Genomic DNA, 13,909 nt, shown 5'->3' with positions numbered 1-13,909 from the left:
CCTGCGGTGAAGTCAGTGATTAACTAAGGCGTGGGTTGCAGGCTTGCGGGTTTTGGTCGTAGGCGGTAACCGCCACCCGCAAGTTGTTCCAGTGGGCTCGCGGCCGCCAGCAATTGCCGGGTGTAGGGATGCAGGGGCTTATCGAAGACCGCGTCACGGCTGCCGATTTCCACGATATGACCCTGATGCATGACCGCCACCCGATGGGCGATGCGTTCGACGGCCGCCAGGTCATGGGAAATGAACAGGCAAGCAAAGCCGTATTGCGCCTGCAAGCGCTCGAACAGTTCGAGGATTTGCTTCTGGATGGTCATGTCCAGCGCCGAGATCGGTTCGTCGGCGATCACCAGTTGCGGGTGCCGAACCAGCGCTCGGCCGATGGCCACTCGCTGGCGTTGACCGCCCGACAATTGATGGGGAAACCGCTCCATGAAGTCTGGCGACAAACCGATGTCCACCAGTGTGGTGGCGACGCGTTGACGTTTTTGTTCTGCGCTGAGCGCCGGCAGGTGGCGCAGCGGTTCGGCGAGGGTTTCGCCAATGCGCATCCGTGGGTCGAGGGACGAGTAGGGGTCTTGAAAGATCATCTGGCATTGCAGCCGATGCTCACGCTGACCGGCCTTGAGAATATCAATGCCCTTGAAGCGAATCTCGCCGGCGCAGGGGGTGACCAGCCCCACCAGCGCACGTCCCAGCGTGGTTTTGCCCGACCCGCTGCCGCCCACCAGTGCCAGGGTTTCACCGGGGGCGATGCACAGGTTGGCGTTGTGCACGGCGCGCTTGGGCTGCGATTTACCCCAGAACCGCGCATGACCCGGATGCTCGATGCTGACACCCGTAATTTCCACCAAGGGTTTGTCGGCCGCAGGCAACGCAGTCAGTTCGCCGCGCTTGGGCAGTGCTTCGAGCAATTGGCGGGTGTAGGCGTGTTGCGGGGCCAGCAGAATATGACTGATCGAGCCTTGCTCCACTGCCTTGCCGTGACGCATGACCACGACCTTGTGGGCATAACGCGCCACCAGTGACAAATCGTGGCTGATGAACAAGATCGCCGTGCCTTGTTCGCGGGTGAGCTCCAGCATCAGTTCAATCACGTCCAGTTGCGCCAGGCAATCGAGCGCGGTGGTGGGTTCGTCGGCAATCAGCAGCGCCGGACGCAGTAGCATCACCGAGGCGAGCATGATCCGCTGACGCATGCCGCCCGAGAACTCATGGGGATAGGCGCTCAGACAGCGTTCGGGGTCGGCAATGCCGATGCGCGTCAGCATGTCCACGCAGCGTTCGCGAATCTGTGCCGTGTTCAGGTCGGTGTGCAGGCGCAGGCCTTCGGCCATTTGCTCGCCGATGCGGATGGCCGGGTTGAGCGACACCATCGGTTCCTGGAACACCATGCCGATCCGTGCGCCGCGGATGTCACGCAATGGCGCGCCACTGAGCTGATTGAGGTCCTGGCCTTCAAAGCGGATCGCGCCGCCACAGACCTCCATCGGCAGGGGCAGCAGGCCAATCGCTGCACGTGCGGCCATGGTCTTGCCGCTCCCGGACTCACCCACCAGCGCGACAATCTCGCCGGGAGCGACAGTGAAACTCAGATCGTTGACCGCCAGCGGGCCTTGGGCGCCAGCGCGGATCAGCAAATGGTCGACTTCAAGCAACGGTGTTTGACTGGGCATGATCAACGGCTCATTCGAGGGTCGAGGCGGTCGCGCAAGGCGTCGCCGAACAGGTTGATGGCGACCAGCGCCAGGGCGATGAACAGCCCCGGGAACAGGCCGAGCCAGGTGGCGTTGGCAATGTACGGGCGGCTGGCGGCGAGCATGTTGCCCCAGGTCGCCGCAGGTGGCGGAACACCCAGGCCGAGGAAGCTCAAGGCGCTTTCCGAGAGCAGCGTCCAGCCGAACATGCTGGTGGCGAGCACGCACAGCGGCGCGACACAGTTGGGTGCGACGTGCCGGTACAGCGTGTAGAACTCTGAATTTCCGATCACCCGTGAAGCTTCGATGAACTCGCGTTCACGCAGCGACAGCACACTGCCACGCACCACCCGAACCACCGACGGTGTGTAGGCGATGCTCAAGGCCAGCACAATTCCGTACTGGCTGGCACCGATGATCGCCATCAACCCCAGCGCCATCAGAATGCCGGGGAAGGCCAGCAGCGCATCGTTGATCATCATCAGCACGCGATCGGTCCAACCTCGCAGGTAGCCGGCGAGCATGCCGATCAGGCTGCCGAAAAACAGCGCCAGGCACACGGTCAGCAGGCTGATCCACAAACTGGTGCGCGCACCGATGATCAGCCGGCTGAGCACGTCACGACCAAACTCGTCGGTGCCCAGCCAATGCAGCGCCGAGGGTGCCTTGAGGCGAGTCAGCAAGTCGATTTTCAGCGGGTCGTAAGGTGTCCAGAACACGCCGAGCAAGGCCATGCTGATCAGCAGTGCCAACAGCGTGCCGCCAATCAAGGCGTTTGCCGGTGGCCAACGCAGCGGGCGACGCGTAGGCGTGGGGCTGACAGATACAGGAGGCAGGGAGACGGTCATAACTTCACCCTCGGGTCGAAGAGTGGATAGAGCAGGTCCACCAGCAGGTTGACCGCCACGTAGATGAAGGTGATCAACAGCAGGCAGCCTTGCAGCACGGGGTAATCGCGAGCGTAGATGGCGTCGACCATCAAACGGCCGATGCCGGGCAGGGTGAACACCGTTTCCAGTACCGCGATACCGCCCAGCAAATTGCCGAGGATCAAGCCGATCAAGGTCCAGGTCGGCGCGAAGGCATTTGGCAGCGCGTGACGCCACAGCACCGCGCGTTCCGATAAACCTTTGGCTCTGGCGTGGGCGATGTATTCCAGGCGCAGCACCTCGATGGTGCTGGCCCGGGCCATCCGGGTAATCGCCCCCAACTCCACCAGCGTCAGGGTGACAATCGGCAGTACCAGATAGGTCACGGCTTCACCGGGGTTCTGCGCGAACGGCACATAACCCACCACGGGCAGCCAGTTGAGCTTGATCCCGAACGCGTAGAGCAACAGCAGGCCGAGCCAGAAGCTGGGAATCGACAGCAGCAGGGTCGCGCCGGTGACCAGCCCCAGGTCCAGCGCACTGTCCTGTTTCCAGGCAGCGAACAGGCCGGCTGGTACGGCAATCAGCGCCGCCAGCAGAACCGCTACCAGCACGATGCTGGCGCTGACCGAGAAACGGTCGAGGATCAGTTCCAGCACCGGTTGTTTGCTGGTGATCGACACACCGAGGTCACCGCTGAGCACTGACTGCAGCCAATAGGCGAACTGCACGCCTATCGAGTGATCCAGCCCCAGTGCCGCACGTGTGGTGGCCAGGCTTTTTGGGTCGGCCATATCGCCGAGCATTAGCAGCGCCGGATCGCCGGGGATGAAGCGGATCAGCGCGAACACCACTACGGAGATCAGCAACAGGGTCGGCACGGAGAGTGCCAGGCGTTGAGCGATAAATCGCAGCATGATCGATCTCCTACTCGGCCAGTTTCACGCCCCACAGGCGCGGTTTGGCGATGGGCCAGGAGCGGTAACCGTCGACCCGATCCTGAAAGGCGCCGACAGTGCTGCCGTTGTACATCACCACCATGGGCACATCGGCGAGCATCTGCCGGTGCAACTGGTCGAACAGCGCCTGACGTTTGAGTGGCGCGGTTTCGCGCATGGATTCAAGCATCCAGCCTTGCGCCTGGGGGTTGTCCCAGACCTTGCGCGGTTGCTGATTTTTGTCGCCCATCACCGACTCGAAGTTCAGCGCCGCGTCGAACCGCGCCGAATAGGGAAATGCCATGACCTGGTACGCACCGCTCTGGTAGCGCTCCAGTTGCGTGCCCCATTCGAGGGTTTCGATATCGATGTTCAACCCGGCGGCCTGGGCCATGGCCTGGCTCAGCACCGCCATGTCGAATACGCTCTGGTAGCGCTTGTTGGTGATGATCTTCAACGGCTGGCCGTTATAACCGGCTTCCTTGAGCAGGCGTTTGGCTTCTTCGATGTTGGCTGTGTAGCCTTGCTTCTGAACGTCTTTGTAGTAGGGGCTGGTGTCTGGCACTACCGAGTTGTTGGCGTGGGAGGTGCCTTCGGTCAATGCCTGGACCATTTGCTCGCTGTCCAGCGACAGCGCGATGGCACGCCGGATGCGCACGTCCTTGAGCAGCGGGTCGCGGGTCTGGAACAGCAGCGCGTTGAGCGACATGTTGGAACTGCTGGAGGTCTTGATGCCCGGCAAGGCGCTGAGTTCGCGAGCGTCCATCACCGTGACATCGGGCAGTACGTCGACGCCTTTGGATTGCAGTGCGGCTTTGGCTGAGGCGGCATCGGGAATCACCATGAAGCGCAGATCGTCGATGAAGGCCTGTTTGTTGCCGGTGTAGCCATCGAGAGCCGTCTCCGGGCGGGCGCTGTAGTCGGCAAAGCGTTGCAGATCGACGTATTGCCCCGGTTTCCATTCGGCGAATTTGAACGGTCCGGTACCGATCGGCGCTTGCCATTTGCCGCTGGCATCCACGGAAGACGGATGCAGGATGCCGGTGCCGCCGCAATCGGAACGAGCCATTTGCGCGAGGAACAAGCCATTGGGTTTGTCCAGGGTGAAGACCACGGTCAATGGATCGGGCGCGCTGATGTCGGCGATTTTCGCCACGCCTCGGCCGTCGAAATCTGCCAGACAGCGCCACTGGGTCTGCGGATCGAGATAACGTTTCCAGGTCCACAGTACGTCGCTGGAAGTCAGGGTGGCGCCGTTATGAAACTTCACACCGTCGCGCAGGGTGAAACGGTATTCCAGGCCATCGGCCGACACTTCGACCTTGCTGGCCAGCAGCGGGCCGACCGAAGCGTCTTCGCGGTAGGCCACCAGGCCTTCGACAATGTGCAGAACCACCGCGTCGGTGTTTTCGTCGCGGTTGACGCCGGGGTCGGTGCTGCGAATGTCTGCGTTGAGGGCCACGCGCAGAGTGCTGGCGGCTTCGGCGCTCACACTACCAAGGGCGAGACTGCTGAACCCTAGCGTCAGGGCAATACGAGTGAATGTATGCACGGGAGTGATGCTCCATGGGCGGTGTGCGACGGTTGGAATCGGCAGCCGTCGCACACCGTTGGTTGTTTATTGTTCTTGTTGTGCTGCCCAGAGGGCGTGGGTGTCGCGTGAGTTACTTGAGGTAGCGGTTGATGTCGCCCTCCATTGCCAGCGAGTAGGTAGTGAACTCGCGATTGACGGCCGGTAATGGTGCGACGTCCATCAAACCCTTGGCCGGCCGCATTACCACCATGGCGACCGTGGCCGACAGGTTGCCGGCCATGTTGGAAAGCGGTGGGCGGCACACGGCCCAAGGCGTGCCGAAGTCATCGAAGAAGGCTTTTTTCATGTGCTCTGCGGTCAATTGTCCGGGCGTTTCGCTGAGGATCTGCCGCACGCGCACATCGCGGTAGAGACTTTCCGGCACGCTGCACAATCCGGCTTCACGCAGCTTGCCCAGTGCCACCGGGCTCTGCCAGTGATTGGCATGGACTAGCAATCCCTGTTCGGCCTGAATCGGGAAGACTTCGTCGGGGGCGCATTCAAAGTTGATGGCATACCCGCCGGCGTGGCTGAGCATCATGTTGTTGGAGGTGGATTTGGCCGTGGTGGCGACCACCTTGATCGACAGCGCGAAGTGCGCGGCCTCCAGTGCCTTGCGCCGAATGAACGGCAGTGGCACGCCGACCTGGGTGTAGTCGCGTTCGGATTCCAGGTAGTTGGCGGTGATCGCGGTGCCGATCGAGTTCAACCCGTTGCGGGCCAGGCCACCGGCCTCGGTGAAGGTCAGTACATCCGGGCCGTCTTCGCGGCGGACTTTCAACACAATGGCGCTTTCGGCACATTCCGCGCGCCAGTCCCAGTTTTGTCCGTGAATCACTTCGTTTGCCGCCGAAGCCATCGGCAGAATCACCGCCCCGGTGCAGCCGTCCGGATCGGGCAGACGCGCCTTGCGCCGGCCCAGTTGAATGATTTCGGTACGGGCGTTGATCAGCACAATGGCTTCGAAATCGCAGCCCGCACCCTCGGCGATACCGCGCATTTCCTGGGCGTACTCCGGCTCGAACGCTTCGATGCTCGGCACAAACTCGTTGGCGAAGCCACGGATGTCGGCCCAGGTGTAACCCATCTTCAGCAGTTGGACAGAGTAGATTTCGATGCTTTTGTGAATCCGCTGGCTGACGGTTTGGCCGTATTGAACGCCGCGTTCAAAGGGGGGACCGCTGATTTCGACGAGAGGGAACGGGGAGTGGCTCATGGTTGGCAGTCTCATGTTTTTTGTTTTCGTTGGATACAAGAGTTGCCGGATCCAATTCCGCTGTCAATGCTTTTGGTTGACTAATAAAACCTTGTTGTAGGCGTCCTACAACGGGTCAGACATCGAGCCATGCTCGCAAAGCCCCTGTTTATCTGTGGTTCAGCGGTGTTTATGGCGCATCGTCCTGCCTGTTGTGTTTATTTCGTGTATTTAGCTTTCATAAAAATCGGAAAACTCCTGCTTTTTGTGCCAGGGAGGGGCGAAGGGGGTAGTCCCGTAAAGTTGCCGAAAAAAACACTGGGCTGTGGTGATTGGCAGTTGTCCGCAGTGTTCCCGGCACGCTAAGGTCGGCTAACCCAGCGCTGACAAGCGATGCACGCAGGAATGCACACTCACTGTTCGATCGAGGATGGAAATGGAATCCGCAGAAATCCTGGTACTCCAGGCCAGCTACACCAATCCGATACATGCCGAAGCGATCAGTCTGGTTCTGAACCACTACGCTGAAGACCCGATGGGCGGTGGCACGCCGTTATCGGCTGATGTCTTGCAGCAACTGCCCGGCGAACTGGCCAAGCGACCCCATGCGTTCAGTGTTCTCGCGTTTGTTCACGGGGAACCGGCGGGGCTGGTGAATTGCTTCGAAGGTTTCTCGACGTTCGCCTGCCGGCCACTGGTCAACGTCCACGATCTGGCGGTGGTCGGAAAATTCCGCGGGTTGGGGCTGAGCCAGAAAATGCTGCAAAAGGTCGAGGACATCGCCCGTCAGCGCGGCTGCTGCAAAATTACTCTGGAAGTGCTGGAGGGCAACGCCGTCGCGCAGGGTTCCTACAGCAAGTTCGGGTTTTCAGCGGGGATGTTCGACCCGGCGCATGGCCGTATGCTGTTCTGGACCAAGGCGCTTTGAACAAGAGAGGGCAACCTTGGGGATGAATGCCAGTCAGTTAATGTAAATCTTTAGTCTGGCGGACATTTGTGGCGAGGGGGCTTGCCCCCGTTGGGTCGCGAAGCGGCCCTAAAATCGATGGTCGCATTGCTTCAGGAAGAATGCATTTGCCGGTTTACGACTGCTTCGCAGCCGAACGGGGGCAAGCCCCCTCGCCACAGGTTTTGCGTTCGGCGCGCTTTTCTCTAACTGACTGGCATTACCCTTGGGGATGCCCTTTTTCATTGGCGCCTAGCGCCAATTTTGGTTTTTATCTGTCATTGAGGGAACTTTTTCATTTTTCGTTGTCCCTGTGTCTTCGCCAATGTTTTGGACGTTATCCCTATAGCTCGGGAAAATCGCCCGGAAACTATGTTGCAGCGCTCTGGGCTAACCTTAATCAGGCTCATTGCGCTATAACCTTTGGCACACCTTTATTTGTAGTAAGGAGCATCAGCACATGCAACTGGGGATTATCGGACTGGGCCGCATGGGCGGCAACATTGCGCGGCGCCTGATGCTCAACGGGCACACCACTGTGGTCTATGACCGCAACACCGCGTTCGTTGACACCCTGAGTCAAGAGGGCGCCACTGGCGTTGCGGACTTACCCAAGCTGGTCGCGGCACTGGATAAACCCCGAGCGGTCTGGGTCATGCTGCCAGCCGGCGCGCCGACCGAAGAAACCATCGACACCTTGAGCCAGTTGCTGGACGCCGGCGATGTGATCATCGATGGCGGCAACACCTTCTATAAGGACGACATTCGCCGCGCGAAGACCTTGGCGGAAAAAGGCCTGAAGTACATCGACGTGGGCACCTCCGGCGGCGTCTGGGGGCTGGAGCGCGGCTACTGCATGATGATTGGTGGCGACGCTGATGTGGTCAATCGCCTCGATCCATTGTTCGCTGCACTGGCGCCAGGCCTGGGCGACATTCCGCGGACCAAGGACCGGGTTGCCGAAGATAATCGCGCCGAACATGGCTACATTCACGCCGGCCCCGCAGGTTCCGGTCATTTTGTGAAGATGATTCACAACGGCATCGAATACGGGATGATGCAGGCGTTCGCCGAAGGCTTCGACATCCTCAAGACCAAGGCCTCGGAGATCCTGCCGGAAGATCAGCGTTTTGACCTGAACGTGGCCGATATTGCCGAAGTCTGGCGTCGTGGCAGCGTGGTCTCGTCCTGGTTATTGGACCTGACGGCCGATGCGCTGGCCAGCGATCCGAAGCTCGACGGTTACTCCGGTTCCGTCGCCGACAGCGGCGAAGGTCGCTGGACCATCGAAGCGGCCATGGAGCAAGCGGTGCCGGTACCGGTGCTGTCCAGCTCACTGTTTTCCCGTTACCGCTCGCGCCAGCAAGGCGCCTATGGTGACAAAATCCTTTCGGCCATGCGCTTCGGCTTTGGCGGCCATGTCGAGACGCCGAAAAAATGACTTCGATCCGCAAGAAATCCAAAGCACACCCCGCACCGCCAACCACGCTGTTCCTGTTCGGTGCTCACGGCGACCTGGTCAAGCGTTTGTTGATGCCGGCGCTGTACAACCTCAGTCGTGACGGTTTGCTCGGTGATGGACTGCGGATCATCGGTGTCGACCACAACGCGATCAGCGACGTGGACTTCGCCAAAAAGCTCGAAAACTTCATTCGCACCGAGGCGGCCAATAAAGTCGGCAACGGCCATGACACCCTGGACCCGGTGCTCTGGGCCAAACTGGCCAAGGGCATCAGCTACGTCCAGGGCGATTTTCTCGACGACAGCACCTATCAGGCGCTGGCCGCAAAAATCGCCGAGAGTGGGACCGGCAATGCGGTTTTCTATCTGGCAACCGCGCCGCGCTTCTTCAGTGAAGTGGTTCGCCGACTGGGCTCGTCAAGGCTGCTGGAGGAGGGCGACGACGCCTTCCGCCGGGTCGTGATCGAAAAGCCCTTTGGCTCCGACCTGCACACCGCCGAAGCCTTGAACGCTTGCTTGCTCAAGGTCATGACAGAAAAGCAGATCTACCGGATCGACCATTACCTGGGCAAGGAGACCGTGCAGAACATTCTGGTCAGCCGGTTCTCCAACAGCCTGTTCGAAGCGTTCTGGAACAACCATTACATCGATCACGTACAAATCACCGCCGCAGAAACCGTGGGTGTCGAAACCCGTGGCAGTTTCTATGAGCACACGGGCGCGCTGCGGGACATGGTTCCCAATCACCTGTTTCAGTTGCTGGCGATGGTGGCGATGGAACCACCGGCGGCATTCGGTGCCGATGCGGTCCGAGGTGAAAAAGCCAAGGTGGTCGGGGCGATTCGTCCCTGGTCTACCGAAGAGGCGCAGGCCAACTCGGTGCGCGGCCAATATATTGCCGGCGAAATTTCCGGCAAACCGTTGGCCGGTTATCGCGAAGAGCCTAACGTCGCCCCCGGCAGCACAACGGAAACCTATGTTGCGCTCAAGGTGATGATCGACAACTGGCGTTGGGTCGGCGTGCCGTTCTACTTGCGTACCGGCAAACGGATGAGCGTACGCGACACTGAAATCGCCATCTGCTTCAAGCCTGCGCCCTACGCGCAGTTTCGCGATACCGAAGTCGATGAGCTGCAACCGACTTACCTGAGGATCCAGATTCAACCCAATGAAGGCATGTGGTTCGACCTGCTGGCCAAGCGTCCTGGGCCGGCGCTGAACATGGCCAACATCGAGTTGGGGTTTGCCTACAAAGACTTCTTCGAAATGCAGCCTTCCACTGGTTATGAAACCTTGATCTACGACTGCCTGACCGGCGATCAGACGCTGTTCCAGCGTGCTGACAATATTGAAAACGGCTGGCGCGCGGTTCAGCCGTTCCTTGATGCCTGGAAGGAGGACGCCAGCGTGCAAACCTACGCTGCCGGCGATAATGGGCCGGATGCCGCTGATGAGTTACTGGCTCGTGATGGTCGTGTCTGGCACAGCCTCGGCTGAGCCAGGTAATAATTCACACAAAACCCTGTGGGAGCGAGCTTGCTCGCGATGACGGTGTGTCAGGCAACATCTAAGTTGACTGACAGTCCGCTATCGCGAGCAAGCTCGCTCCCACAGGGTAGGTGTTACAACCAGTAGCTCACTGCATACCAGCCCAATACGCCCATCACCACGGTGTAGGGCAAGGCCATCCAGACCATGCGCCCGTAAGACAACCGAATCAGCGGGGCAATCGCCGAGGTCAGCAAAAACAGAAACGCCGCCTGCCCGTTGGGTGTTGCCACGCTCGGCAGGTTGGTGCCGGTGTTGATGGCAATCGCCAGGGTTTCGAAATGCTCGCGGCTCATATGACCGGAAATGAACGCCTGCTTGACCTCCGTGATGTAGATCGTCGCCACGAACACGTTATCGCTGATCGCCGACAACACGCCATTGGCGATAAACAACATGCCCGGTTGCTGGTCTGCCGGCAGGGTCAGCACCCACTGGATCAACGGCGTGAACAGCTGCTGATCGTGAATCACTGCCACGACGGCGAAGAACACCACCAGCAAGGCGGTAAACGGCATCGCATCCTTGAAGGCGTTACCAATCCGGTGTTCTTCTGTGATGCCGGTGAACGCCGTGATCAAGACGATCACCATCAGGCCGATCAGCCCGACCTCGGCGATGTGAAGCGCCAACCCGACAATCAGTATCAGTGCCGCCAGGCCTTGAACCCACAGCGCCGCGCGTTGGCGGTCGGTGCGCTCAGTGTTGTCCTGTGCCGCATAGTTGGCCAGCACCACGCGGACGTTGTCCGGTAGCAAAGTGCCGTAACCGAACCAGCGCAATTTCTCCAGCAACACACAAGTCACCAGGCCCGCCACCAGCACCGGTAGCGAGACTGGGGCGACTTTTTGGAAAAACGCTGCAAAGTGCCAACTCATCTCGTGGCCGATCAGCAGGTTCTGCGGCTCGCCCACCAGGGTGCAAACACCGCCGAGCGCCGTACCCACGGCGCCGTGCATCAACAAACTGCGCAGGAATGAGCGGAACTGCTCAAGGTCTTCGTGATGCAGGACAGGCAGCGTGTGGTCGTCGCTGAATTCGCTGTCCTGCCGAGGGTCATTGCCCGAAGCCACGCGGTGATAGACCGAGTAAAACCCCACGGCCGCACTGATGATCACGGCGGTCACCGTCAACGCATCGAGAAATGCCGAAAGAAACGCCGACAGAAAACAGAACATCAGCCCCAACAATGCCTTGGAACGAACCCCAAGCAACAGTCGGGAGAACAGAAACAGCAGCAGGTCCTTCATGAAGTAGATGCCCGCCACCATGAACATCAGCAGCAGGATCACCGGGAAGTTGTGTAGCAGTTCGTCATACAGGGCTTCAGGTGTGGTCATGCGCAACAGCAGCGCTTCGACCATCAGCAGGCCACCGGGCATCAGCGGGTAGCACTTGAGTGCCATGGCCAGGGTGAAAATGAACTCCGCCACCAGCAACCAGCCTGCCGCCACCGGACCTGCTGTCCAGAGCACCAGTGGATTGAGAATCAGGAAGGCGAGAATGCTTGCTTTGTACCAGCGCGGTGAATGCCCTAGGAAATTGTGCGTAAACGCCTGGGCCATTGAACCGGACATCAGTTGCTCCTTCTATCAAGAAGCGCGCAACTTGCCGTAACAGCCCGGGAAGATCAAGTTCTTGAGTTTTCTTGAGGTGCTTCGATAAAAAAGTGCGGATCACTTCGCTGTGATCCGCACTTCATTTCATTTATCGCGGCATTGTCCAGGATTGCAACTGATAGCCTTCCTCGCTCAATTCGGCGCGAGCCTGTTTCAGCAAGTCTTCAAGTTGGGCCGGATCGGTGTAGGCGCTGCTCGGGATCTGTGTACGGCTGATAGGCGTGTTGGTGCGGTCGATGATGGTCAGGCTGAGCTCGCCAGTGCCTTCCTGTGGGGCCCAGGCCACGCATTGGAAGGGTGTAAATGCGCGGTCGGCAATCAAAAGAGCTTCGTTGATACGGAGCGGGGCGTTCATGGGGTCTTCTCTCGTCTGTGCCCAATCAAGTGATGTGCCGTCGGTTGGGCTTACCGTTCGGCTGGTTACTTGTACTGATGCGCGCAATAGGGGGGCGGGTCACACACAATCAAAAGAAATTTCAACTTTCTTTTATAGGTTCAACATCAAGGGGCGCGTTGAAAGCTGGATGAAAGGTTCAAACTCGTTAGGTGACTCATTAAAGTCTGTTTTATAACGAAAATGATGTGAACCTTATAGTTAAACGATACAAGGTAGCGTCAAGATCTTGCTAACGTTACATTTAGGACCGCCAAACGACTGTTTCTAATAACTTTTCTAATTTTTGGCGCCAAGGAACAGTCATGATCGAAACGCCTGCATTGCGACGTTTGCTAGTGGTTGATCCGTGTGACGACTGCCATCGTCTATTACCCGGCCTGCGCACGGTCGGCTGGGATGTCGACAGCTGTATGCTGGAGAACGCCGCCGATCGTTCCTGCGATGTTGGTTTGCTGCGCCTTCAACCTTTTCATCTTGAACGCCCGGAAGCCGTCAAAGATCTGATCAGCCGCAGCGGCACTGAATGGATCGCTGTTCTCAACCAGGAACTCCTGCGGTTGCAGAATGCCGGCGATTTTGTCTGCGAATGGTTTTTCGATTTCCATACCTTACCGTTCGACGTCTCCAGGGTTCAAGTGACCATTGGGCGAGCATTCGGCATGGCGCGTTTGCGCGGTCAGGGCACAATTCACGTCAACCAGCCCGAGCATGAACTGCTGGGCGACAGCCGGCCGATCCGCGAATTACGCAAACTGCTGAGCAAATTGGCGCCTACCGAGTCGCCGGTATTGATTCGAGGGGAAAGCGGCACCGGTAAAGAGCTGGTCGCCAGAACCCTGCACCGTCAGTCGCAACGCCGCAGCAAACCGTTTGTCGCGATCAATTGCGGTGCGATTCCCGAGCATCTGATTCAGTCCGAGCTGTTTGGTCACGAAAAGGGCGCTTTTACCGGTGCGCATCAACGTAAAGTCGGACGCATTGAAGCGGCCAACGGTGGCACCCTGTTTCTGGATGAAATAGGCGATCTGCCCCTTGAACTGCAAGCGAATCTGTTGCGTTTCCTGCAGGAAAAACACATCGAACGGGTGGGCGGCAGTCAACTTATTCCGGTGGATGTTCGGGTCTTGGCAGCCACCCACGTGGATCTGGAATCCGCGATCGAAGCCAAACGCTTCCGCGAGGATTTGTACTACCGGCTCAACGTCCTGCAGGTGGTCACCGCACCGCTACGCGAACGTCACGGCGATCTGTCGATGCTGGCTAACCATTTTTCCCACTTCTACAGCCAGGAAACCGGACGTCGGCCGCGCAGCTTCAGTGAAGATGCGCTGGTCGCCATGGGCAAGCACGACTGGCCGGGCAATGTCCGTGAGCTGGCCAACCGGGTGCGTCGAGGGTTGGTACTGGCGGAAGGCCGACAGATCGAGGCGCGGGATCTGGGGCTGATCGGCCACCAGGCGATCACCGCGCCGATGGGTACCCTCGAAGATTACAAGACCCGCGCCGAACGCCAGGCATTGTGCGATGTATTGAACCGCCACAGTGACAACCTCAGCGTAGCCGCTCGAGTACTGGGCGTTTCACGGCCGACTTTTTACCGATTGCTGCACAAGCACCAGATCCGCTAGGGCGCGGAGAAACGAAAGGGCCCGCTGCGATTTACGTCGCA

General features: G+C 59.2%; 11 protein-coding genes. 4 read left to right on the top strand and 7 right to left on the bottom strand.

Features of this window, described 5'->3' with window-relative positions; all coding sequences use genetic code 11:
• Nucleotides 1-23: 23 nt before the first annotated feature.
• The 5 genes from NTD87_RS12065 to NTD87_RS12045 all read right to left on the bottom strand — a co-directional run bounded on the left by NTD87_RS12065 (nucleotide 24) and on the right by NTD87_RS12045 (nucleotide 6,290).
• Nucleotides 24-1,673: an ABC transporter ATP-binding protein gene (locus NTD87_RS12065; RefSeq protein WP_262114169.1), complete on the bottom strand. Its 1,650-nt coding sequence runs from the start codon at nucleotides 1,671-1,673 to the stop codon at nucleotides 24-26.
• Between the two features lie 2 nt (nucleotides 1,674-1,675).
• Nucleotides 1,676-2,542: an ABC transporter permease gene (locus NTD87_RS12060; protein WP_262114168.1), complete on the bottom strand. Its 867-nt coding sequence runs from the start codon at nucleotides 2,540-2,542 to the stop codon at nucleotides 1,676-1,678.
• Nucleotides 2,539-3,480, bottom strand: a complete 942-nt coding sequence (locus tag NTD87_RS12055) for an ABC transporter permease (protein ID WP_262114167.1) — start codon at nucleotides 3,478-3,480, stop codon at nucleotides 2,539-2,541. Before NTD87_RS12055 ends, NTD87_RS12060 begins: the two co-directional genes overlap by 4 nt.
• 10 nt (nucleotides 3,481-3,490) lie before the next feature.
• On the bottom strand, nucleotides 3,491-4,993 hold the full coding sequence (locus NTD87_RS12050) for an ABC transporter substrate-binding protein (protein WP_262114349.1): 1,503 nt from the start codon (nucleotides 4,991-4,993) through the stop codon (nucleotides 3,491-3,493).
• A gap of 172 nt (nucleotides 4,994-5,165) precedes the next feature.
• Nucleotides 5,166-6,290, bottom strand: a complete 1,125-nt coding sequence (locus NTD87_RS12045) for a C45 family autoproteolytic acyltransferase/hydolase (RefSeq protein ID WP_262114166.1) — start codon at nucleotides 6,288-6,290, stop codon at nucleotides 5,166-5,168.
• 415 nt (nucleotides 6,291-6,705) lie between these two features.
• On the opposite strand from NTD87_RS12045, the gene NTD87_RS12040 reads away from it, so the two are divergent.
• From NTD87_RS12040 to zwf, 3 genes are all read left to right on the top strand, one after another.
• On the top strand, nucleotides 6,706-7,197 hold the full coding sequence (locus tag NTD87_RS12040; protein ID WP_262114165.1) for a GNAT family N-acetyltransferase: 492 nt from the start codon (nucleotides 6,706-6,708) through the stop codon (nucleotides 7,195-7,197).
• Nucleotides 7,198-7,651: 454 nt separating this feature from the next.
• Entirely contained in the window at nucleotides 7,652-8,656 is a 1,005-nt protein-coding gene (gene gnd / locus NTD87_RS12035) for a phosphogluconate dehydrogenase (NAD(+)-dependent, decarboxylating) (RefSeq protein ID WP_262114348.1), read from the top strand.
• Nucleotides 8,653-10,173: a glucose-6-phosphate dehydrogenase gene (gene zwf / locus NTD87_RS12030; RefSeq protein WP_262114164.1), complete on the top strand. Its 1,521-nt coding sequence runs from the start codon at nucleotides 8,653-8,655 to the stop codon at nucleotides 10,171-10,173. The genes gnd and zwf overlap by 4 nt, the downstream gene beginning before the upstream one ends.
• 125 nt (nucleotides 10,174-10,298) lie before the next feature.
• Here zwf and nhaB read toward each other — a convergent pair whose 3' ends face one another.
• A complete protein-coding gene (nhaB, locus tag NTD87_RS12025; protein ID WP_262114163.1) occupies nucleotides 10,299-11,801 on the bottom strand; it encodes a sodium/proton antiporter NhaB in 1,503 nt (500 codons plus the stop codon).
• Nucleotides 11,802-11,931: 130 nt separating this feature from the next.
• Entirely contained in the window at nucleotides 11,932-12,198 is a 267-nt protein-coding gene (locus NTD87_RS12020; RefSeq protein ID WP_262114161.1) for a hypothetical protein, read from the bottom strand.
• A 344-nt stretch (nucleotides 12,199-12,542) separates the two neighbouring features.
• Here NTD87_RS12020 and NTD87_RS12015 point away from each other — a divergent pair, with 344 nt between their 5' ends.
• On the top strand, nucleotides 12,543-13,868 hold the full coding sequence (locus tag NTD87_RS12015) for a sigma-54 dependent transcriptional regulator (protein WP_262114160.1): 1,326 nt from the start codon (nucleotides 12,543-12,545) through the stop codon (nucleotides 13,866-13,868).
• Nucleotides 13,869-13,909 lie beyond the last annotated feature (41 nt).

The organism is Pseudomonas sp. 6D_7.1_Bac1, assembly GCF_025465945.1.
Classification (GTDB): domain Bacteria; phylum Pseudomonadota; class Gammaproteobacteria; order Pseudomonadales; family Pseudomonadaceae; genus Aquipseudomonas.
The sequence above is the reverse complement of the archived record's forward strand: the minus strand, read 5'-3'. Positions and strand labels throughout refer to the sequence as shown.